Consider the following 22122-nt stretch of genomic DNA (forward strand, 5'->3'; position numbering starts at 1 on the left):
AATAATTAATCATGATTAATTGCAATGCTGCAATAATTATTTCATATTTATTTTCGCTCGAGGGTTGTACTCTCGATGCCATATAAACGCTTAAGCGCTGATAAATAGGGGGAAACAAGGATGCCGCAGCACGCAATCCGTATCGACCCGGAGCGTCTCAAAACGCTTCTCAACGGAGTGAATCGCTTCGGCTTTGTTCCCGAAACCGGCGGCTACACGCGACCAGGCTTCACTCGGGTCGATCTGGAGTGCAGGGATTGGTTCGAGGCACAGATGAGGGCCGACGATCTGCAGGTGTGGAGAGATGGCGCACTCAACCTGTTTGGCCGGTATGGACCTGAGGACGGGCCGTGCGTCATGGCCGGATCACATCTCGACACCGTGGTCAATGGCGGGGCTTTTGACGGAGCGCTCGGCGCCTGTGTTGCGCTGGAATGCGTGCGAACGATGAAGGATGCCGGGATAACGCCCCGGATAGCGATCGAAGTTGCCGCGACTTCCGAAGAAGAGGGCCGTTTCGGGGGCATGCTCGGCTCACAGGCCATAGCCGGGGCGATCACTCCGGCCTGGATCGAGCAGGCGATTGATGCCGACGGGATCCGGCTGCGCGATGCCATGAACAGTCTGGGGCTCGAGCCGATGGACATCCTGAAAGCTGCCCGGCCGGCCGGTTCGATAAATGCCTTTCTGGAACTCCATATCGAGCAGGGGCCGGTTCTTGAAGCCGAAGAATTTCCCATCGGCATCGCCGAGGAGGTTTCCGGTGTCTGTTATCTGGAGTTGGAACTGACGGGAATCGCCAATCATTCCGGGACAACACCCATGCATCTGCGAGCGGATGCATTTGCCGGGCTTTCCGAGCTTGCCGGGACAATTCCGGATCTGATCCAGATGCACGGCACCGACCAGAGCCGGTTTACCATTGGTCATGTCGAACTTTCGCCGAACCATCCCCACACGATTCCAGGTCGTGCAGTCTTTTCGGTGATTCTGCGTGACACGTCGGAAGAGATAATGGTGGGGCTGAAATCGCGTTTTCTGGAAAGCGCCGACATTGTCGCCAACCGGCACCGACTGAAATTGAACAAGACCGAGAGGAGCTGGTTGTCACCGGTTTCGCTGGATAGCGAGCTTGCCGACAAGCTCGCCGGCCTTGCCGAACGCAACGAATTACCGGCGCGGCGTATGCCTTCCGGAGCCGGTCACGATGCCCAGACAATGCAGTCTTTCTGCCCTTCCGGACTGATCTTCGTTCCCAGCCGGGCCGGCATAAGCCATGCTCCCGAAGAACACAGCGACTGGTCGGATATCGAGAAGGGGGCGAACCTCATGCTGCAGGCGTTGCTCGACTTGTCCGGCTAACCTGTTTGATGGTGTCTGCCGGCTTCTGCAACTTTCGCTCTTTCAATGCCGCGCGGGCTCGGCTAGGCTTTTCAAAAGTAAAGCATATCGTTCCTGGCGGGCGCGCCGCCACAAGTGTTGCAAACAGACAGTCCCTATCCATTTTCCAACGGGGGTGCCATGGTTGATCGGATTGCCGGACTAAAGGTCCGTAGTGCCTTGAGGTCCGCCGCGACGGTTGGCCTCGTATGCCTTTTCCCGTTGTTACAAGGTTGTGCGCTTTCCGATGCGCCGGTGCTTTTCCCGAAAGGGCCTATCGCGTTGGCGGAACGGGATCTGCTGTTCACGGCATTCGGCATCATGATGATCGTCGCTATTCCCGCAATCATACTAACGCTGCTGTTCGCCTGGCGATATCGCAAGCGTAATGGCAACACCGCGGATTATGCGCCCGAGTGGGATGGTTCCTGGGGCATTGAAGCCGTGGTCTGGCTGGTTCCAGCTGCGATCGTGATTGTCATCGGAACCATTGTCTGGGATGCGACCCACAGGCTCGACCCTTACAAGGCCCTGGCGTCCGACAAGCCGGCTTTCAAGGTGCAGGCCGTCGCACTCGACTGGAAATGGCTGTTCTTATACCCGGAACTCGGCACGGCCAGCGTGAATGAACTGGCTTTTCCCGCAGACAGGCCGTTGACCATAGAGATCACCTCCGACACGGTCATGAATTCACTGATGATCCCAGCACTCGGCGGCCAGATCTACGCTATGGCGGGCATGCGCTCCGAACTTAACCTGATTGCAGATGGTCCAGGCACCTTCAACGGCCGCAACACAATGTATTCCGGCGACGGTTTTTCTGACCAGCACTTCAAGGCACATGCCATGAACGAAGCGGATTTCGCCGCCTGGAAGGAAAAGGTAACAGGATCCGCTGATGTGCTGGACGCCAAGGCGTATGTGGACCTGCACAAGCAGAGCGTTGCCGATCCAGTCCGGCACTATTCGTCTTACGAGACGGATCTCTTTTCAATCATCCTGCGCAAATACGCGCCGATTGTCGGCCCTTACGAAAGCAAGGCCGCCGAACTCATCTGCCGGGGGGCTGTTTGATGCTGGGACGTCTTACGATCGAGGCCCTGCCGTTCTATTCCTGGGTGGCCATGGGTGGGGCGGCAGTGACAGTTGGTGGCGGCATTGCCGTGTTCCTGCTGATCACCTGGCTGCGCGCATGGAAAGTTCTCTGGACAGACTGGCTGACCAGCGTCGATCACAAGAAGATCGGCATCATGTATGTGGTGCTGGCTCTGGTGATGCTGGTGCGCGGGTTTGTCGATGCCCTCATGATGCGGGCGCAACAGGCGATTTCCCTGAACAGTGAAGGTTACCTGCCGCCAGAGCATTTCGAGCAGATTTTCTCCTCCCACGGCACGATCATGATCTTCTTCGTGGCAATGCCGTTCCTGACCGGGCTCATCAACATCATTGTGCCGCAACAGATCGGCGCGCGGGACGTCGCCTTTCCGTTCCTGAATTCCGTCAGCCTCTGGATGACGGCAGCCGGTGCCGGGCTGGTGCTGATATCGCTTGTGGTCGGCAAGTTTTCCCAGGCTGGTTGGACCGGGTATCCGCCATATTCCGGCGCTGAATACAGTCCGGGCGTGGGGGTAGACTACTGGCTATGGGCGCTGATCATCAGCGGGGTGGGCAGTACGCTCTCAGGCATCAATTTCATCGTGACCATCGTCAAGAACCGCTGTCCGGGCATGACTTTCATGCGCATGCCGATGTTCACCTGGACGACACTGTGCATTTCCATCCTGATTGCCTTCGCCTTTCCGGCGCTGACGGTGGTCGCCGGTCAGTTGACACTCGATCGCACGCTTGGCTTCCATTTCTTCACCAACGGTGACGGCGGCAACATGATGATGTTTGCCAACCTGCTGTGGATCTGGGGGCATCCGGAAGTCTACATCCTGATCTTGCCGGCCTTCGGTATCTTTTCCGAAGTGGTGGCGACATTCTCGCGCAAGCGGCTGTTCGGTTACACTTCGCTGGTCTATGCGACCGCCTGTATCGCGCTGCTGTCGTTCACGGTCTGGCTGCATCACTTCTTCACGATGGGCTCGTCAGCCAATGTGAATGCCATCTTCGGCATCGCGACGATGATCATCGCGGTGCCAACGGGGGTGAAGATCTTCGACTGGCTGTTCACCATGTACAAGGGCCGGATCGAGTTTCACACGTCCATGGTCTATACCATCGGCTTCATGGTGACCTTCGTCATCGGTGGCGTGACCGGGGTGCTGCTGGCGCTGCCGCCCGCCGACTACCTGATGCACAATTCCACCTTTCTGGTGGCGCACTTCCACAACATGCTGATCCCGGGTGCTCTTTTCGGTTATTTCGCCGGCATGAACTACTGGTTCCCCAAAGCCTTCGGTTTCAAGCTGGACGCCAAATGGGGCATGCGGTCCTTCTGGTGCTGGATCATCGGTTTCTATCTCGCCTTCATGCCGCTCTACGTCCTTGGCTTCAAGGGCATGAGCCGGCGGATGGAGCATTATGCCGACCCCACCTGGCAACCCTATCTGATCGTCGCTGCGATCGGGGCGCTGTTCGTGCTGTGCGGCATCGCCTGCATCGCCATCCAGCTTTACGTTTCGGCCAGGAAATGGGGATCTGCCAGGGACATCACGGGGGACCCGTGGAACGGTCGTACCCTGGAATGGGCGACGTCCTCTCCGCCAGCGGCCTATAACTTCGCGGTTCTGCCCGAGGTGACCGATATCGACGCGTTCCACGACATGAAGATCCGGGGGGAGGCCTATCAGCCGCCGCAGCATTACGAAGACATCGTCATGCCGAAAAACACCTGGATCGGCCCGGTGCTTGGTGCGCTGGCATTTGTGCTCGGTTTTGCCTTCGTCTGGTACATCTGGTGGCTCGTCGCTCTGAGCTTCGTGCTGTCTCTCGTATGTGTTGGTATCCGGGCGTCCGACGACAACAGCGAATTCGTGTTGCCCGCCGCAGAAGTCGCCCGGATCGAGCGAGAGCGCCTTGGGCAGATCTCGCCGGCCGACATGCATGACATGCGCGATTTTGTACCGCGCGGTGCCGCCTCCGGCGCACCGTTGTCCGGAACGGTTTGAGGGAGGGGCCGATGTCTGCTGCAACCATCCTTGAAGAGGAAGAGAAGCACTCCCTTCATTCCAGGGAATTCGGTTTCTGGATCTATCTGATGACCGACGCGGTCATCTTCGCGCTGTTGTTTGCGACCTACGCTGTCCTGTCGGAAAACTCCGCAGCGGGTCCGACGTCAAAAGAGCTCTTCGATCTCAGCAGGACTGCCGTTGAAACCGGCTTGCTGCTGGTCTCCAGCCTGACCTTCGGAATGGCGAGCATCGCGCTGATGAACGACCAGAAGGGCCGCGTGGTCCAATGGCTCTTTGTGACCTTGCTGCTCGGCTTCGCGTTTCTGGCAATGGAGCTGACTGAATTTGCCGGCATGATCGAAAAGGGCGCGGGTCCGCAAGTAAGCGGCTTTCTGTCCGCGTTCTTCACGCTGGTGGGCACACACGGACTGCACGTTGCGTTCGGGGCACTCGGGATCGTGGTTATGATTGGCCAGATCATGGTCAAGGGCCTTACACCACCGGTTCGTTCCCGTTTGATGCGGCTCGGGCTGTTCTGGCATTTTCTCGATATTGTCTGGATCGGGATCTTTTCGGCGGTCTATCTGCCGGGCGTTCTATAGGGGGCACATATGAACCATTCCGCTGAACGCAGCCTGTCTACCTATCTCACCGGGTTTGTGCTTGCAGTTGTGCTGACGGCAATTCCCTTCGCCCTGGTCTGGGGCGGTCTGCTTACAGGCAGTGCCGTATATTTCGTCATCGCCGTTGCCGCGGTTCTGCAGGTGATCGTTCACCTGGTATTTTTTCTACACATCGACCTGAAATCCACACCGGTCGAGAACCTGTTCTTTCTGGCCTTTGCCGCGGTGCTCATTTTCATCATGGTCGGCGGCAGTCTCTGGATCATGATGGATCTGCACCACCGCATGCAGTGAATGCCTGGCAGCCATTGAGGGCGTCTCGCCGCAATCGACGACCAGCCTGTCCGAAAGGGAGAATGACATGAGATGCAATCGCAATCCGCTTGCCGGCAGTCTTCTGGCCGCAGGGCTGATGCTGGCCGCGACCACCGGTGCACTGGCCGACTGTCAGGCGGACATCGACAAGGTTGAAAATGCCGTTACCCACTCCGAGAGGGAAGGTATCGACATCACTGTTGCAGAGAAGATGCGCGCACTGCTCCAGGAAGCGAACAAGGAACGGCACGCAGGCAACGAAGCAAAATGCCAGGAGCTGATCAACCAGGCAAAATACATCGGCGACGTGGAATGACGACCGATAACGTGATTGTTCCACTGGTCGGTTGGCTGCGATTGAGGTAAGAGAACCCGTTCCGGAACAGGTGTGGGGAAACATGATTTCGGTCGTTCTTGGATGAAATCGTGCCGGGACATAGCGATAGTAGGGGCTGGCATTGCCGGCTCGATCGCAGCTCTGGAACTTGCTGATCGCGGTAACCGCATCGTGCTTTACGATGCCGGAGCAGAACCGCTGACTGCGGCATCGCTGGTCAACGAAGGCAAGATCCATCTCGGGTTCGTTTACGGCGGGGACAGCTCAGGTCTGACCGCACGGCGCATGATCGACGGCGCGCTGCATTTCCGGTCCATCGTGTGCCGATGGATGGCGCAAGACCTTTTCGCTTCTTCCGTAACGCAGCCATTCGACTATGCCGTTCCTGAGGGGTCTCAGCTTTCCGCGGGTGCGGTAGAACAGCACTTCGTGCTGGTGCAGGATATCCTCCGCGAGCGGCTTGCCGCACCAAATGCAGACTACCTCGGCGAAGTGGATCTGCCGGCCTTCCAGCGGCTGACCTCCCATTCTTATGGCTCCGAAACTGGCAAGATCGCGGCGGCCTTCGGAACGCCGGAACGATCCGTCGACACTCGAGCCATTGCTGCTTCACTGCGGAAAGCGGTTCTTTCTCACCCGCGAATCGAATTCCAGTCCAATCACAGGGTGACGCGTTTCGAGACAAGCCGCTCCGGTTGGCACGTGGTTGGTGAACATCGCGCTGACGGACCATTTGACCGGGTGCTCAACGCCGCCTGGGAGCAGCGCCGCTATCTGGATCATGCCAGCGGCTTTGCTGATAATGCCCCGTGGTTCCTGCGCTACAAGATGGCAGTGCTGCTGCCGGATGTTGTCGAAGATCTGGCGAATGTTACGCTCATGTTGGGGCGATACGGAGATGTCGTGCGGTATGAGTCAGGCCGGGTGTATCTTTCCTGGTATCCGTCAATGATGCTCGCCAGCACACGCGACCTTTTGCTTCCGCACCCAGAGATCGCTTCTTCCCGAAAGGCCGAAATTGTCCGCAGTTCCGTTGCCGCACTTGCAGCCTATTATCCGAAGTTAGCTGAGTTCCTGCGGTTGCCCGAGATGGAAGAAGCACCGTTGATCGGCGGAGTTATTGATGCAAGGGGCGCAAGTGATATTGATGATCGCGTGAGCGATCTGCACAAGCGCAGCAGAATAGGCCCCAGCCTCCTGGCTTATGGTTATTGCAGCCTTGATCCGGGCAAATACACGACCGCACCGATGTTCGCGCTTGAAGCGGCGGACGCGCTGGCATCTTCAAGCCGGGTTCATCAAGTCATCGCCTCATGAAGTTTCCTGCAATATGGCCATGGAAGCGGCCACGTCTGACAATCTGTATTCCTGCCTACCGGCCGAAGGGGTTTCTGGAACAGGTGCTTGCGTCAGTGCAGGAGCAGAGCTTTCGCGACTTTCGTGTTGTCATTTCCAATGATGGCGGTTTCGAACGGGAAACCTTCGAACCGTTCCGGCGCATGGCAAACGTGCGTATCTACCATCAGCGGGGACGACTCGGCTGGGTGGAAAACGCCAATTGGCTGATCAGAAGGGTGAGGACGCCGTATTTTGCAATCCTGCCGCAAGACGACACCATTGAGCCGGACTATTACGCCGCGCTTGTGGATCTTCTGGAAAAGACACCTGCTGCCGGAAGCGCTTGCACTGCAATTCAGACTGTCGGCAGGCCGGATGAACACATCATCCGCAGCAAAAGCGTGAGCGGAGACCTGGAAGCGCGGATCAGTCAGGTGTTCGGGATGAGTTATGCCGGCGTCAGTTTTCGGGCGGTCAACCGGACACCGCCAAACCTTCGTGATCTGACCGTTCCCGGAAACCGGTTCGACAACATGTTCGCCGACAGTACCTGGATCATGCGCCAGGCGATCCAGGGTGAAATGCTTTATCTCGACCGGCCGCTCTACAGGAAGGTCTATCACGACGGCAACACCCACACGAGCTGGCTGGAAACACCGGCCAAAACCCTTGCATACGCCTGGATGCGTTATTGCCAGCAAATGGCACTCTATGCGGCACGGTCCGTGGCTGACGAGTACCAGCGCGAGGCCATATTCGATCTTGCCTGCGAGCGGGTCTTTTCCAGAAACAGCGAGTTGAGACCGCTAGCCGTCGGCAGGGCATTCGACGCGACCTGGAGCCAGAGCGAACTGGATCTGCGCCAGGAGGGGATGAAGAAGATGCTGCGTCGTTCATTGATGCAGCGCCATGGCAGCTGCAACGCGTGGCGAAAACATATGGTCCGTGTCGCCTGAGGCACGCGATAGCACGGTGCCAGCGGCGAGCGGCACAATAGAGTTTCAGGCTGAATGGGGGGAAATGGTGCCGGCAGCAGGATTCGAACCCGCGACCCCGAGATTACAAATCACGTGCTCTACCAGCTGAGCTATACCGGCGCCGGGGATGGCTTCTACCAGATTGGGCGCACTTGTCCATGCCCTGATTTGCATTTTTCGATCCTGATGCCGGTAAACCAGCTAAACCTCTCTGATAATTTCAAAAATTGGGTAGCCGTTGTGGATAGTTTCGCGTGCGCAGAGGCTCAGCGATCCAGAACTTCTGTGTCGCGACATCTCGATTCCAATGTCATTCCTGCAAAATGACGGAAGCAGTTGTGCTTTCGGTGCAATCAAGAGGCATCGTGTACGGTCAGCAGGACAGCGCGCGGCCATCTTGCAAGTTCCCTGGAACGGAATCATTTCCTTGCCTTGGCAATATATGCTCGCGCAGCACATCAAGCACTGACCCGCATCGCCTTTTGTGAGACAGAACAAGGTGGACACAGGCGACTTTCTAACCGCGGCATCCGACAATCCAGCTTTCGCAAGCGCTGAAGGGGCTCTGCGAAGAGAGGGCTCGACAGCTTGCATGAACCGGGTTTTGCACCCATAAATGCGCACTCTGAATATCAGCCTGTCGCTTTCTGCGCGGGCTCTCCTGGTTTTACCGGAAGGCAGGCTGGATTGACCAAACACTGTTCGGTCCTGTCATCACTTCCGTTTCACTCTCAGTGGAAAGTCTGCCGTGCCACATGTGGCTCTGCTCGAAATCATGTGTGCCAATTGGATCGATTTAAATGACTGAAGCGCAGCGCATCTGCCTCATTTTCTATCTGCAGCCGATCGCACTCGGGGCTTGGCTGCCGCATATTCCAGGTGTCCAGACAGCGCTCGGACTGACCAACAGCGAGTTGGCGATTGCGCTCGTCGGGGCGCCGGTCGGCACTTTGACAACCTTGATGATCGCGGGGCGCATTGCAGGCTGGATCGGCGCCAAGCGGATCACGCTGGTCTTCTATCCGGTCTTTCTTCTCGCCATGCTGTTGCCCTTCATGGCGACAACCCAGTGGCTCTTGATGGCGGCGCTCGCGCTTGTCGGTGGATCGATGTCCATCCTGGAACTTGGGCTCAACGTGCTGGCTGACGATTACGAGACTCGCACCCACCACAAGATCATGAGCAGAGCACATGGCTGCTGGAGCTTCGGACTGCTGTCTGGAACGCTGATTGGCTCGGCTGTTGCGGGTCTTGCCCTGTCGCCCCTTCTGGCTGGTATCGCGATCGCGATCCTGGTTCAGGCCCTGGTGCTGCCTGTAATCCTGCAGTTGCCTTTGCCGCCCGAAGGGCAGTCGGCCAAACCCGAGCAGCGCGGTTTCCGGTTGCCACATCCGGTTTTGCTAGGTGTCTGTTTTTTCACTTTTGGAACGACTTTGGTGGAAGGGGCCGTTGCCGATTGGGCTGCGGTCTATCTCCGGGATGCCTTTGCCGCCAATCCAGGCCTCGCCGGGCTGGGCATATCGATCTTTTCGCTGTGTCTGGCTTCGACCCGGCTCATGGGAGACCGCTTGCGCCAGGTTGCGGCGCCAGGACGCCTGGGGCAGGTGCTTGCGCTCATCGGACTGATTGGTCTGAGCCTGATATGGCTTGCACCGAACGTGCCGATTGCGCTTGTCGGTCTGGGAGTTCTGGGATCAGGCGCCGCGCTCGCGTTTCCCCTTGGAGTGACCGCGGCATCCGCAGCGCCTGGAGGAAGTGCGGCTTCCAATGTCGCCGTGCTTTCCTTTGTGGCTCTGCTTGGCTTTCTGGTCGGGCCGCTCACCATCGGGCCGCTCGCCGATGCCTTCGGTATTCGGGCGGCGCTCATGGTGCTGGCACCGATGATCGGCATCAGTCTGCTGCTGGCGCCTTGCCTGACCCGGTCGGAGGCGACGCGGGCGAACAGAACTGCTACCAGCTCCGTGACTGCGGCGCACGGAGAGGTGCACTGAATCGGGGGCTGAAAGGAGAGGGGCCTTACAGCCCCATTTTCATCCGCGCCACATAGAGTGACAGTACAGCGGCATTTGAAACATTGAGCGAGCGAATCTCGCCCGGCATGTCGAGGCGGGCTGTCAGGCCGCAGGCTTCGCGCACACCCTGTCGGACGCCTTTGCCCTCCGAGCCCAGTACCAGAACTGTCCTGTCGCTGAACGGTGTCTCTTCAAGACTTGCCGCGCCATCGCTGTCGAGGGCAATGCAGGAAAAGCCTTCGTCCTTCATCTCGGCAATGAAGCGGGCCATGTTTTTCACCCGGACATGTTTGATCATGTCGAGTGCACCGGAAGCGGATTTCGCCAGAACGGAGCCTTCTTCCGGTGCGTGGCGTTCGGTCGTTACCACCGCATCGGCATCGAGCGCGACAGCCGAGCGCAGGATTGCGCCGACATTGTGCGGATCCGTGACCTGGTCAAGCGCCAGCACGAGCCGAGCACCTTTCAGATGCTCGGCGCCATAAGCGGGCAGGGGATCGGCTTCCAGAATCATGCCCTGATGGACAGCATCCTTCGTCACCATCCGGTCCAGTGCGCGGGGCATCATGGATTCGACAGGGACATCGATCTTCACGCCGCGTTCTTCGAGGCGGCGAACGGCATTGTCCGTTGCGAACAACTTCAGCCGTTTGCGGTCCTTGTTGGCAAAGGCCGCTTCAACGGTGTGAAGGCCGTAAAGCAGTACCGGGCCTTCCGGGGGAAGACCCGGACGGCGCGGCGCAGGTTTGCCAGCGAATTTCTTGTTGCCGCGAAAGCCCGGCTTGCCGGCTGGGCGCGAAGGTTTCTTGTCGTCACTCATGGCGCAGCTCTACCGGGATTTCCACGTCAGGAAAAGAGGGAAAGACAGTACGACTGTTCCATATCCATTGCCTCAAGAGGGCTTCAGGATCATGCAGCTGACGGTGCCATGGGCGATCAGTTTGCCGTTCGCGTCCCGCAGATCACCTTCGGAGGTCGCCAGGCGGGAGCCGCGGTGGACGATCCGTCCCTCGCAAACCACTTCGCCGCTGGTTTCAAGCAGCGGGCGAACCATGTTCACGTTGAGCGATGTGGTGGTGTAGAATTCGCCGGGCTGCAGCGTGGTGTGTACAGCGCAGCTCAGCGCCGTGTCGATCAGCGTCGAAATCCAGCCACCATGGACCGTACCGAGCGGGTTCAGGAACTCGCGTGCCGGCTGGCCGGTGAAGACGGCCCGGCCTTCGGAGAATTCCTTCATCCTTATATTGGAATGCACCATGATCGGCGGGGCAGGCAAATCGCCTGCCATCATGCGCTCGAAGATATCGAGCCCGGTCATGGTGGCAAAGGCTGCCTTTGGAAGCGCACCAAGAGTGTGGGTCTTGCCGTTTTCGGTCAGGGAATGGGGATCGTTCATGATTGGTGTCCTGAAAAGGTGGTCTCGTCGGGGTCTGAATGGGAGGCGGTGTTTGCGGCGGGTTTTTCCTGGCTTTCCAGAATGTGAACCGCCTTGCGCAACGTGGACATCTGGGTGCGAACGGCATCTGCGCCGTCCGGGCCGAGCAATGTGCTGACCTCTTCCTGTGCCTTGAGCCAGGTGCGGTGGATCTCAATCACCTTTGCCTCGCCCAGTTGTGTCAGCACTGGAAGAACCTTTCGGCCTTTGCCATCTTGCCGGCTCACAAGGCCGGCAGTTTCCAGAGGCTTGAGGTTTCGGGCCAGCGTGGATCGGTCTATGCCGAGAAAACGGGCGATCTCTGCCGCCGAACTTGCAGACCCGTCGGCTATGGCGGCCAAAAGCTGGGCCTGGGTCAGTTCAAGGCCAAGCGCTGCCATGTGCCTATTATAATGTCGGGTCAGAAGATTGGCGGTGCGCCGGGCAGCGTGACCGAGGCAGGTTCGGCCCATGTGCTGGAAATCGATATCTTTAAGAGAAGAGGGCATTTGTTGTAGATACAACAACTAAAGAATCTGCTCAAGGGTGCAGTCGTGTCCGACAGGTTTTTCAAAAGGGCAGCAGGTGCAGGCATTGGCACAAATGGCCTCGTCAAAGGAACGGGCGCGTTGTTGAAAGTTGTCCACAGGCTGGGGTCGCGTGATGCCGGATTTTCAGCAAAACGCAGGGAAACCGTGACATCGCAGCCATGCTGCGGCAATCTGTTGGTGCCATCGGCCTTGGCAATAGCTCACGTTCGAAGCCTCTGTTTCGAGCGTCCTGCTGATTTTGTTCATTTCTTTGCAAAATCGGCGTTGACAGGGCGGGGCCCTATCTGCATAACACGCGCCACGGGATTGCTCGCCCCTTCCGGGCGGGCTCTTCGGTAAGCCATCCTGATCGCTTCGGCGTGAAGCAGGACGAGATGGAGGAGTGCCCGAGTGGCTAAAGGGGACGGACTGTAAATCCGTTGGCTATGCCTACGTTGGTTCGAATCCAACCTCCTCCACCATCGTTCCTGGTTCTCTCGTTGTGCGGGTGTAGCTCAATGGTAGAGCAGCAGCCTTCCAAGCTGACGACGAGGGTTCGATTCCCTTCACCCGCTCCATCATGGGTGCTGATCGGAGTGTCCGGAACGGAAGGCTCTTTCGCCCGGAAATCCTGACAAGAAGTTCAACGGGAAGCAATTCGTCGCTCGCGGATCTGTCCAAGGCGCCGGAACGCGTCCCGCCTCGACCTAATTCGACCGAACCGAGTATTGGACAGAGAGCGACGCCGATGGCGAAGGAAAAATTTGAGCGCAACAAGCCGCACGTTAACATTGGCACGATTGGCCACGTTGACCACGGCAAGACGACGCTGACCGCAGCAATCACCATGACGCTGGCTGAAACCGGCGGTGCGACTGCAAAAGCTTACGACGAAATCGACGGCGCGCCTGAAGAAAAGGCTCGCGGCATCACCATCTCCACGGCCCACGTTGAGTATGAGACGGAAAACCGTCACTACGCACACGTCGACTGCCCTGGTCACGCCGACTACGTCAAGAACATGATCACCGGTGCAGCGCAGATGGACGGCGCGATCCTGGTCTGTTCTGCCGCTGACGGCCCGATGCCGCAGACCCGCGAACACATCCTCCTGGCTCGCCAGGTTGGTGTTCCGGCTCTGGTCGTGTTCATGAACAAGGTTGACCAGGTCGACGACGAAGAGCTCCTCGAGCTCGTCGAAATGGAAATCCGCGAACTGCTGTCTTCCTACGAATTCCCGGGCGACGACATTCCGATCGTCAAGGGTTCTGCGCTGGCAGCCGTTGAAAACCGCGATCCGGCCATTGGCCGCGATGCGATCCGTGAGCTGATGGCTCAGGTCGACGCGTACATCCCGACCCCGGAGCGTCCGAAGGACCTTCCGTTCCTGATGCCGATCGAAGACGTCTTCTCGATCTCCGGCCGTGGTACGGTTGTGACCGGTCGTGTCGAGCGCGGCATCGTGAAGGTTGGCGAAGAAGTCGAAATCGTCGGCATCAAGGACACGCAGAAGACCACTGTCACCGGCGTTGAAATGTTCCGCAAGCTGCTGGACAGCGGCGAAGCAGGCGACAACATCGGCGCGCTGATCCGCGGTATCGCACGTGAAGACGTTGAGCGTGGCCAGGTTCTTTGCAAGCCGGGTACCGTTACCCCGCACACGAAGTTCAAGGCCGAGGCTTACATCCTCACCAAGGAAGAAGGTGGTCGTCACACCCCGTTCTTCACCAACTACCGCCCGCAGTTCTACTTCCGTACGACGGACGTGACCGGTGTGGTGTCCCTGCCGGAAGGCACGGAAATGGTGATGCCGGGCGACAACGTCTCCGTCGAGGTTGAGCTGATCGTGCCGATCGCCATGGAAGAAGGCCTGCGCTTCGCTATCCGCGAAGGTGGCCGTACCGTCGGCGCTGGCGTCGTCGCATCCATCATCGAATAAGATGATTTCGGGCTGCCGGGCCTTGTGCCCGGCAGTCCCGCCTCTTAAGTCTTGCGATGTGCGGCTTCAGAGGGTATCAGGAGCAAGTTCGCCCAGGCGGACTTCTGAAGGGGTATAGCTCAGCTGGTAGAGCGACGGTCTCCAAAACCGTAGGTCGCGGGTTCGAACCCTGCTGCCCCTGCCAATTTGCTCTTGATTAATCTGCCTCGAGGGCTTAAAGAGTTTCCTCGAGTGAGGCGCGCGAAGTTTTTCGCGCGCCCACTCGTATTTAACAGACCGGAATCGGAATGGCGAAGACCAATCCCTTTAAATTCATCCAGGAAGTACGCGCGGAAACGTCCAAGGTAACTTGGCCGACGCGCAAAGAAACAGCAGTGACCACTGTCATGGTTTTCATCATGGTTGTGATCGCGGCAATCTTTTTTCTCGTGGCAGATCAGTTGATGGGCTTCGGGATCGGCTATCTTCTGGGTGTCGGCGGCTAATTTCAGTCAGCCGCCCGGGCGACTGTCCGGTTTGAAGACAAAGAACAAGAAACGGAACTGAGATCCATGGCCAAGCGCTGGTACATTGTGCACGCCTACTCCAATTTCGAGAAGAAGGTCGCCGAGTCCATCCGCGAAAAGGCCGAGCAGAAGGGTCTGTCCGACCTGTTCGAAGAAATTCTCGTTCCGATGGAAAAGGTTGTTGAAGTGCGCCGTGGCCGCAAGGTCGATGCAGAGCGCAAGTTCTTCCCGGGCTACGTTCTGGTGAAGATGGAAATGACCAACGAGGCTTTCCACCTCATCAAGGATACGCCGAAGGTAACCGGGTTCCTGGGCGCGGATCAAAAGCCGATGCCGATCCCGGAAAAAGAAGCAATGCGCATCATCAACCAGGTGCAGGAAGGCGTGGACCGGCCGAAGCCGTCCGTGACTTTCGAGGTTGGCGAGCAGGTGCGTGTTTCCGACGGTCCGTTCGCGTCCTTCTCCGGCCTTGTCGAGGAAGTGGACGACGAGCGTGCGCGTCTGAAGGTGGCCGTGTCCATCTTCGGCCGTGCAACGCCGGTGGAACTGGAATTCGGTCAGGTCGACAAGCTCTGATCGTTTGCTGCCCCGAGGGGTGGCTTGAGAGCCCGGTCGCAGTGTCCACAAGGATGCGGCATCCGGGATGAAAGGGTGGAAGGTTCCGGAACTCTTCGCCGGGTTCCAACAGGGCCGAACCACCAACTCCCAATCAGCTGAAGTGCCATTCAGCTGTTAATGACTGGAGAGAAACATGGCGAAAAAAATCGAAGGTTTCCTGAAGCTTCAGGTACCGGCAGGTTCCGCTACTCCGTCGCCGCCCATTGGTCCGGCGCTCGGTCAGCGTGGTCTGAACATCATGGAATTCTGCAAGGCCTTCAATGCCGCTACGCAGGATGCTGAAAAGGGTGCACCGTGCCCGACCGTGATCACCTACTACTCCGACAAGTCCTTCACGTTCGAAGTGAAGACGGCTCCGGTCAGCTTCTTCCTGAAGAAAGCTGCCAAGCTGCAGAAGGGCTCCCAGACCCCGGGCCGTGGCACGGTTGGTTCTGTGACCAAGGCGCAGGTGAAGGAAATCGCCGAAGCCAAGATGAAGGACCTGAACGCCAACGACATCGACGCAGCGATGCTGATGGTCGAAGGCTCCGCCCGCTCCATGGGCCTCGAGGTAACGGAGTAAGATCATGGCGAAGGTTGGAAAGCGCATCCAGGCAGCTCGTGAAGGTATCGACCGCAACAAGCTGTATTCCCTGAACGAAGCCATCGGCCTCGTGAAGGACCGTTCCAAGACCAAGTTCGACGAAACCGTCGAAGTTGCGATCAATCTCGGCGTTGATCCGCGTCACGCAGACCAGATGGTCCGCGGCGTGTGCATCCTGCCGAACGGCACCGGCAAGACCGTTCGCGTTGCTGTGTTTGCTCGCGGCGACAAGGCTGAAGAAGCCAAGGCTGCTGGCGCCGACATCGTCGGTGCAGAAGAGCTGGTTCAGGAAGTTCAGGGCGGCAAGATCGACTTCGATCGCTGCATTGCAACTCCGGACATGATGCCGCTCGTCGGTCGTCTTGGTAAGGTTCTCGGCCCGCGCGGCCTGATGCCGAACCCGAAGGTTGGTACCGTGACCCCGGACGTCAAGTCCGCCGTCAACGACGCCAAGGGCGGCGCTGTTCAGTTCCGCGTTGAAAAGGCCGGTATCGTTCACGCTGGCGTTGGCAAGGTGTCCTTCTCTGAAGAAGCGATCACCCAGAACGTCAAGGCTCTGCTGGACGCCGTTCAGAAAGCCAAACCGACTGGCGCAAAAGGCACCTACCTGAAGCGCATCGCCGTGTCCTCCACGATGGGCCCGGGCGTAAAGGTAGATCTCGCCACCGTTGCTGGCGAGTAATCCGGTCTTTCCGGATTGATACGAGATTTCGGCTGAAAGGCCGAATAGACCCGGCGGCTTGCTGCCGGGTTGCCCTGTCCGAGACTGCAGGTGCCGGGAAACCGGCTTAAGCCAAACAAGGCCTGCATAGATGGGTGAGAACCGAATTTCCCACCGATCCGGTGGAAAACCTGGTTCGAACCAGACCTTGCCGAGCGCTTCTGGCGCGAAGGTGAGGGGACAGGACCCTGAGCGTCGCCAGGACAGGCGGTACCGGGTTCGGGACCATCTGCCAGGCGGCAAGGTAAACCGGCGGCATCACAGCCGCCAAATGGAGAAGGCAAGTGGAAAGAGCGGAAAAGCACGAGTTCGTGTCGGCCCTCAACGCCGAGCTGGGTAACACCGGTGTTGTCGTCGTCGCGCACTATGCAGGCCTTTCGGTAGCTCAGATGACCGCACTGCGGGCATCCGTGCGCGAAGCCGGCGGCACTGTAAAAGTCGCAAAAAACCGCCTTGTCAAACTCGCCCTTCAAGGCACCGACCTTGAGCACATCTCCGACCTGTTTCAGGGCCCGACCGTTATCGTCCATTCCGACGATCCGGTAGCCGCTCCGAAAGCAGCCGTCGATTTCGCCAAGGCAAACGAAAAGTTTGCGATCCTTGGTGGTGCTCTTGGCTCGACCAACCTGAACCCGGATGGGGTCAAGTCTCTGGCAACCATGCCGTCGCTCGATGAGCTGCGTGCGAAACTGGTTGGCATGATCCAGACCCCGGCTTCCCGGATTGCACAGGTTGTCAACGCTCCGGCCGGGCAGCTTGCCCGCGTCTTCGGCGCTTACGCCAAGAAGGACGAGGCCGCATAAGGCGTCCAAAACACACTGTCTCACGTAACCAAAACTGGTTCGAATTTAAGGTACTGAAAAATGGCTGATCTTGAAAAGCTCGTTGAAGAACTGTCCGCACTGACCGTTATGGAAGCTGCTGAACTCAGCAAGCTTCTGGAAGAAAAGTGGGGCGTTTCTGCTGCTGCTCCGGTCGCAGTTGCTGCTGTTGCTGCTGGTGGTGGCGATGCAGCTGCTGCTGAAGAAAAGACCGAATTTGACGTTATCCTGGCTTCTGCCGGCGACAAGAAAATCAACGTCATCAAGGAAGTCCGCGCAATCACCGGTCTTGGCCTGAAAGAAGCTAAGGAGCTCGTCGAAGGCGCTCCGAAGCCGGTCAAGGAAGGCGTTGGCAAAGACGAAGCAGAAGAGCTGAAGAAGAAGCTCGAAGAAGCTGGCGCATCTGTCGAGCTGAAATAATAGAGGCCTACCGGCCTTTTGAACGGTCCCGGGTAACCGGGACCGTACCTAGCCCCGGCGGGATTTTCCCGTTTCCGGGGCAAACGTACCACTAGGGCATCCTGCTTTCGCAAGACGGCAGATGAAGATGTTCTAGGCCCCTAAGACCGGTCAACTTGTCTGGTTTCAGGTGAGGGCACCTGAAGCAGGTTGATCCAGGGGGGACGGTTTTCCGAAGCGCCCGGGCGCTCGCCCGATTGGAAAAGGGGCGTTTCGGGAAGCCGTTACCCGGCCGATACGAGGAGCGACAATGACCCAAACGTTCAACGGTCGCAAAAAGGTCCGTAAATATTTCGGATCGATCCGCGATGTCGCGGCTATGCCTAATCTCATCGAGGTTCAAAAAGCATCCTACGACCAGTTTCTGCAGGTCGACGAGATGCCGGGCGGTGGCCGCAAGAATGAAGGCCTTGAAGCGGTCTTCCAGTCCGTATTTCCGATCTCCGATTTTGCGGGCACTTCCCTTCTGGAATTTGTTTCCTTCGAATTTGAAGCTCCCAAATACGACGTCGATGAGTGCCGCCAGCGCGACATGACCTTCGCGGCTCCGCTGAAGGTTACCCTGCGCCTGATCGTGTTCGATGTCGATGAAGACACCGGCGCGAAGTCCGTGAAAGACATCAAGGAACAAGATGTCTACATGGGCGACATGCCGTTCATGACCGACAACGGCACTTTCATCGTCAACGGCACCGAGCGTGTCATCGTTTCCCAGATGCACCGTTCTCCGGGTGTGTTCTTCGACCATGACAAGGGCAAGACCCATTCTTCCGGCAAGTTGCTGTTCGCAGCACGCGTGATCCCGTATCGCGGTTCCTGGCTCGATATCGAATTCGACGCCAAGGACATCGTGCATGCGCGCATCGACCGTCGCCGCAAGATCCCGGTTACGTCCCTGCTGATGGCGCTTGGCCTCGATGGTGAGGAAATCCTCAACACGTTCTACAAGCGTATCGATTACACCCGTCAGAAGGACGGCTCCTGGCGCATGCCGTTTGACGGCAACCGTCTGAAGGGCACCAAGGCGTCCTACGACCTGATCGACGCCGACAGCGGCGAAGTGGTGATCGAGGGTGGCCGGAAGATCACTCAGCGCACCATCAAGCAGCTTGAGGAAAAAGGCGTCACCGCCTTGAAAGTGACCGACGAAGACCTTCATGGCCAGTACCTGGCTGAAGACATCGTCGACATGAAGAGCGGTGAAATCTACGCTGAAGCAGGCGACGAGATTTCCGGCAAGCTGCTGGAAGAGCTGGTCGATCGTGGTTACCACGAGCTGCCGATGCTCGACATCGATCATGTCAACACCGGTCCGTACATCCGCAACACCCTGTCGGTCGACAAGAACGAGTCTCGCGAAGATGCTCTGTTTGACATCTACCGTGTGATGCGTCCGGGCGAGCCGCCCACCATCGACACTGCCGAGGCGATGTTCCAGTCGCTGTTCTTCGACGAAGAGCGCTATGACCTGTCCGCCGTTGGCCGCGTGAAGATGAACATGCGTCTCGACGTGGAGTGTGCCGACACCGTTCGCACGCTGCGCAAGGACGACATCCTGGAAGTCATCCGGGTGCTTCTTGAACTGCGCGATGGCAAGGGCGAAATCGACGACATCGACAACCTCGGCAACCGCCGTGTTCGTTCTGTCGGCGAGCTGATGGAAAATCAGTACCGCGTCGGTCTGCTGCGCATGGAACGTGCGATCAAGGAACGTATGAGCTCTGTCGAAATCGACACGGTCATGCCTCAGGACCTGATCAACGCGAAGCCGGCTGCTGCTGCCGTTCGTGAATTCTTCGGTTCCTCGCAGCTGTCGCAGTTCATGGACCAGACCAACCCGCTGTCGGAAGTCACCCACAAGCGCCGCCTGTCGGCACTTGGCCCGGGCGGTCTGACCCGCGAACGCGCAGGCTTCGAAGTCCGCGACGTTCACCCGACGCACTACGGCCGTATCTGCCCGATTGAAACGCCGGAAGGCCCGAACATCGGGCTGATCAACTCGCTGGCAACCTTTGCCCGTGTGAACAAGTACGGCTTCATCGAAAGCCCGTACCGGAAAGTGAAAGACGGCGCCGTTACCAACGAAGTCGTTTATCTTTCCGCCATGGAAGAAGCCAAGCACTACGTGGCCCAGTCCAACGCCGTCTACGACGACGAGGGCCGGTTCACCGAAGAGCTGATCACCTGCCGTCACGCCGGTGAAAACATGATGGTTCCGTCCGACAAGGTCGACCTCATGGACGTGTCGCCGAAACAGCTCGTGTCCGTCGCGGCCGCGCTCATTCCGTTCCTTGAGAACGATGACGCCAACCGCGCACTGATGGGCTCGAACATGCAGCGTCAGGCCGTTCCGCTTGTTCGTGCCGAAGCACCGTTCGTCGGTACAGGCATGGAGCCGATCGTGGCACGCGATTCCGGTGCTGCCATCGGTGCCCGCCGTGCTGGCGTTGTCGACCAGGTGGATGCGACCCGTATCGTTATCCGTGCGACCGAAGACCTCGACCCGGGCAAGTCCGGCGTCGATATCTACCGGCTGCAGAAGTTCCAGCGGTCCAACCAGAACACCTGCATCAACCAGCGTCCGCTGGTGCGTGTCGGTGACCGGATCCACAAGGGCGACATCATTGCCGACGGTCCGTCGACCGATCTCGGTGATCTGGCGCTCGGCCGGAACGTGCTCGTCGCGTTCATGCCCTGGAACGGCTACAACTTCGAGGATTCCATCCTCCTGTCCGAACGCATCGTCTCTGACGACGTGTTCACCTCCATCCACCTCGAGGAATTCGAAGTGATGGCGCGTGACACCAAGCTTGGGCCGGAAGAAATCACCCGCGACATTCCGAACGTTTCGGAAGAAGCGCTGAAGAACCTCGACGAAGCCGGTATCGTCTACATCGGTGCCGAGCTGAACCCGGGCGACATCCTGGTCGGCAAGATCACTCCGAAGGGCGAAAGCCCGATGACGCCGGAAGAAAAACTTCTGCGCGCCATCTTCGGTGAAAAGGCGTCCGACGTTCGCGATACTTCCCTGCGCCTGCCGCCGGGGGTTTCCGGTACCGTTGTCGAAGTGCGCGTCTTCAACCGCCACGGCGTTGAAAAAGACGAACGCGCGATGGCGATCGAGCGCGAGGAAATCGAGCGTCTCGCAAAGGACCGCGACGACGAACAGGCGATCCTCGACCGCAACGTCTATGGCCGTCTGGCCGAGATGCTGATGGACAAGACCGCTATTGCCGGCCCGAAGGGCTCCAAGAAGGACACCGTACTGACCGGGGACGTTCTCAACGACTTCCCGCGCTCGCAGTGGTGGCAGTTCGCCACCGACGACGAGAAGTTCATGTCCGAAATCGAAGCTCTGCGTGGTCAGTATGACGACAGCCGCAAGCGTCTCGAGCAGCGTTTCATCGACAAGGTCGAGAAACTGCAGCGCGGTGACGAACTGCCGCCGGGCGTCATGAAGATGGTCAAGGTCTTCGTTGCCGTGAAGCGCAAGCTTCAGCCGGGCGACAAGATGGCCGGCCGTCACGGCAACAAGGGCGTGGTCTCGAAGATCAACCCGTGCGAAGACATGCCGTTCCTTGAAGACGGCACGCATGTCGATATCGTGCTGAACCCGCTCGGCGTTCCGTCGCGCATGAACGTCGGTCAGATCCTTGAAACCCACCTGGGTTGGGCCTGCCGCGGCATGGGTAACCGGATCGGCGAAATGTACGACGAGTACAGGAAGTCAGGCGAGATCGGCGAATTGCGCAGCAAGATTGTCGAGATCTACGGCGACAACATGAAGGGCGACAACGTCAAGGAATACGATGACGAAGGTATCGTACGCCTGGCGGAGCAGCTGAAGAAGGGCGTCAGCATCGCGACGCCGGTCTTCGACGGTGCTCGTGAACCCGATGTCGTCGAGGCGCTCAACATTGCCGGCTACGACCCGAGCGGCCAGTCCGTTCTGTACGATGGCCGGACCGGTGAAGAGTTCGACCGCAAGGTAACCGTGGGCTACATCTACATGCTGAAGCTCCACCACCTTGTCGACGACAAGATCCATGCCCGTTCCATTGGCCCGTACTCGCTCGTCACCCAGCAGCCGCTCGGTGGTAAGGCGCAGTTCGGTGGCCAGCGCTTCGGGGAAATGGAGGTCTGGGCGCTTGAAGCTTACGGTGCAGCCTACACGCTGCAGGAAATGCTCACCGTCAAGTCGGATGACGTTGCCGGCCGTACGAAGGTCTATGAGGCCATCGTTCGTGGCGACGACACCTTCGAGGCAGGCATTCCGGAAAGCTTCAACGTGCTTGTGAAGGAAATGCGGTCCCTGGGTCTCAACGTTGAACTGCAACGAACCGATGTCCCCGTGATCGGCGAGGAAGAAACTGCGGACGCCGCAGAATAACCCCGCCTACGGACCACAAATGACTTGGAATGCCGGTTGCGGG

The 22122-nt window shown here is 58.5% G+C and carries 20 protein-coding genes and 4 tRNA genes; 20 read left to right on the plus strand and 4 right to left on the minus strand.

Annotation, left to right across the window (positions count from 1 at the left end):
* Positions 1 to 120 precede the first annotated feature (120 nt).
* The 8 genes from FIV03_RS18325 (at position 121) to FIV03_RS18360 (ending at position 8065) form a co-directional block, all read left to right on the plus strand.
* Positions 121 to 1362, plus strand: coding sequence for a Zn-dependent hydrolase (locus tag FIV03_RS18325; protein WP_152510552.1), 1242 nt, complete (start codon positions 121 to 123; stop codon positions 1360 to 1362).
* 159 nt (positions 1363 to 1521) lie between these two features.
* On the plus strand, positions 1522 to 2454 hold the full coding sequence (cyoA, locus tag FIV03_RS18330) for a ubiquinol oxidase subunit II (RefSeq protein WP_152510553.1): 933 nt from the start codon (positions 1522 to 1524) through the stop codon (positions 2452 to 2454).
* Complete coding sequence (gene cyoB, locus FIV03_RS18335; RefSeq protein ID WP_152510554.1) at positions 2454 to 4493, plus strand: cytochrome o ubiquinol oxidase subunit I; 2040 nt, start codon at positions 2454 to 2456, stop codon at positions 4491 to 4493. Before cyoA ends, cyoB begins: the two co-directional genes overlap by 1 nt.
* Positions 4494 to 4504: 11 nt before the next feature.
* Positions 4505 to 5098 carry a cytochrome o ubiquinol oxidase subunit III gene (gene cyoC, locus FIV03_RS18340; protein WP_152510555.1) on the plus strand — a complete coding sequence of 198 codons (594 nt, stop codon included), beginning with the start codon at positions 4505 to 4507 and terminating at the stop codon, positions 5096 to 5098.
* Positions 5099 to 5107: 9 nt separating this feature from the next.
* Positions 5108 to 5413 carry a cytochrome o ubiquinol oxidase subunit IV gene (cyoD, locus tag FIV03_RS18345; protein ID WP_023001144.1) on the plus strand — a complete coding sequence of 102 codons (306 nt, stop codon included), beginning with the start codon at positions 5108 to 5110 and terminating at the stop codon, positions 5411 to 5413.
* Between the two features lie 67 nt (positions 5414 to 5480).
* A complete protein-coding gene (locus FIV03_RS18350) occupies positions 5481 to 5750 on the plus strand; it encodes a hypothetical protein (protein ID WP_152510556.1) in 270 nt (89 codons plus the stop codon).
* 102 nt (positions 5751 to 5852) lie between these two features.
* Positions 5853 to 7088, plus strand: a complete 1236-nt coding sequence (locus FIV03_RS18355) for an FAD-dependent oxidoreductase (RefSeq protein WP_152510557.1) — start codon at positions 5853 to 5855, stop codon at positions 7086 to 7088.
* Complete coding sequence (locus tag FIV03_RS18360) at positions 7085 to 8065, plus strand: glycosyltransferase family A protein (RefSeq protein WP_152510558.1); 981 nt, start codon at positions 7085 to 7087, stop codon at positions 8063 to 8065. Before FIV03_RS18355 ends, FIV03_RS18360 begins: the two co-directional genes overlap by 4 nt.
* Positions 8066 to 8130: 65 nt before the next feature.
* Here the strand turns inward: FIV03_RS18360 and FIV03_RS18365 are convergent.
* Positions 8131 to 8206, minus strand: a tRNA-Thr gene (locus FIV03_RS18365).
* A gap of 680 nt (positions 8207 to 8886) precedes the next feature.
* On the opposite strand from FIV03_RS18365, the gene FIV03_RS18370 reads away from it, so the two are divergent.
* Entirely contained in the window at positions 8887 to 10077 is a 1191-nt protein-coding gene (locus FIV03_RS18370; RefSeq protein WP_152510559.1) for an MFS transporter, read from the plus strand.
* A gap of 25 nt (positions 10078 to 10102) precedes the next feature.
* Here FIV03_RS18370 and FIV03_RS18375 read toward each other — a convergent pair whose 3' ends face one another.
* The 3 genes from FIV03_RS18375 to FIV03_RS18385 all read right to left on the minus strand — a co-directional run bounded on the left by FIV03_RS18375 (position 10103) and on the right by FIV03_RS18385 (position 11913).
* The gene (locus FIV03_RS18375) at positions 10103 to 10918 is read right to left on the minus strand and encodes an RNA methyltransferase (RefSeq protein ID WP_152510560.1); all 816 of its coding nucleotides are present in this window, start codon (positions 10916 to 10918) and stop codon (positions 10103 to 10105) included.
* Positions 10919 to 10990: 72 nt separating this feature from the next.
* Positions 10991 to 11494, minus strand: a complete 504-nt coding sequence (locus tag FIV03_RS18380; RefSeq protein WP_152510561.1) for a PaaI family thioesterase — start codon at positions 11492 to 11494, stop codon at positions 10991 to 10993.
* Positions 11491 to 11913: a MarR family winged helix-turn-helix transcriptional regulator gene (locus FIV03_RS18385; RefSeq protein WP_152510562.1), complete on the minus strand. Its 423-nt coding sequence runs from the start codon at positions 11911 to 11913 to the stop codon at positions 11491 to 11493. Before FIV03_RS18385 ends, FIV03_RS18380 begins: the two co-directional genes overlap by 4 nt.
* A 526-nt stretch (positions 11914 to 12439) precedes the next feature.
* On the opposite strand from FIV03_RS18385, the gene FIV03_RS18390 reads away from it, so the two are divergent.
* The 11 genes from FIV03_RS18390 (at position 12440) to rpoB (ending at position 22079) form a co-directional block, all read left to right on the plus strand.
* Positions 12440 to 12524, plus strand: a tRNA-Tyr gene (locus tag FIV03_RS18390).
* A gap of 22 nt (positions 12525 to 12546) precedes the next feature.
* Positions 12547 to 12620: transfer RNA gene (locus FIV03_RS18395), tRNA-Gly, on the plus strand.
* A gap of 170 nt (positions 12621 to 12790) precedes the next feature.
* The gene (tuf, locus tag FIV03_RS18400; RefSeq protein WP_006936456.1) at positions 12791 to 13981 is read left to right on the plus strand and encodes an elongation factor Tu; all 1191 of its coding nucleotides are present in this window, start codon (positions 12791 to 12793) and stop codon (positions 13979 to 13981) included.
* 108 nt (positions 13982 to 14089) lie between these two features.
* A tRNA-Trp gene (locus FIV03_RS18405) sits at positions 14090 to 14165 on the plus strand.
* Positions 14166 to 14268: 103 nt separating this feature from the next.
* Positions 14269 to 14466, plus strand: coding sequence for a preprotein translocase subunit SecE (secE, locus tag FIV03_RS18410; protein WP_006936470.1), 198 nt, complete (start codon positions 14269 to 14271; stop codon positions 14464 to 14466).
* A 66-nt stretch (positions 14467 to 14532) separates the two neighbouring features.
* Positions 14533 to 15063 carry a transcription termination/antitermination protein NusG gene (gene nusG, locus FIV03_RS18415; protein WP_006936469.1) on the plus strand — a complete coding sequence of 177 codons (531 nt, stop codon included), beginning with the start codon at positions 14533 to 14535 and terminating at the stop codon, positions 15061 to 15063.
* Positions 15064 to 15238: 175 nt separating this feature from the next.
* Positions 15239 to 15667: a 50S ribosomal protein L11 gene (gene rplK / locus FIV03_RS18420; protein ID WP_023001581.1), complete on the plus strand. Its 429-nt coding sequence runs from the start codon at positions 15239 to 15241 to the stop codon at positions 15665 to 15667.
* 4 nt (positions 15668 to 15671) lie between these two features.
* Positions 15672 to 16370, plus strand: coding sequence for a 50S ribosomal protein L1 (gene rplA / locus FIV03_RS18425; protein WP_055654723.1), 699 nt, complete (start codon positions 15672 to 15674; stop codon positions 16368 to 16370).
* A gap of 323 nt (positions 16371 to 16693) precedes the next feature.
* Positions 16694 to 17212 (plus strand): 50S ribosomal protein L10, encoded by a 519-nt coding sequence (gene rplJ, locus FIV03_RS18430; RefSeq protein WP_023001583.1) that lies wholly within the window; start codon positions 16694 to 16696, stop codon positions 17210 to 17212.
* 60 nt (positions 17213 to 17272) lie between these two features.
* Positions 17273 to 17650: a 50S ribosomal protein L7/L12 gene (gene rplL, locus FIV03_RS18435; protein ID WP_023001584.1), complete on the plus strand. Its 378-nt coding sequence runs from the start codon at positions 17273 to 17275 to the stop codon at positions 17648 to 17650.
* A 289-nt stretch (positions 17651 to 17939) separates the two neighbouring features.
* Positions 17940 to 22079, plus strand: coding sequence for a DNA-directed RNA polymerase subunit beta (gene rpoB, locus FIV03_RS18440; RefSeq protein WP_152510563.1), 4140 nt, complete (start codon positions 17940 to 17942; stop codon positions 22077 to 22079).
* The last annotated feature ends 43 nt before the right edge of the window (positions 22080 to 22122 follow it).

This window comes from Labrenzia sp. THAF187b (assembly GCF_009363375.1).
In the GTDB taxonomy this organism is placed as follows: Bacteria; Pseudomonadota; Alphaproteobacteria; order Rhizobiales; family Stappiaceae; genus Roseibium; species Roseibium algicola.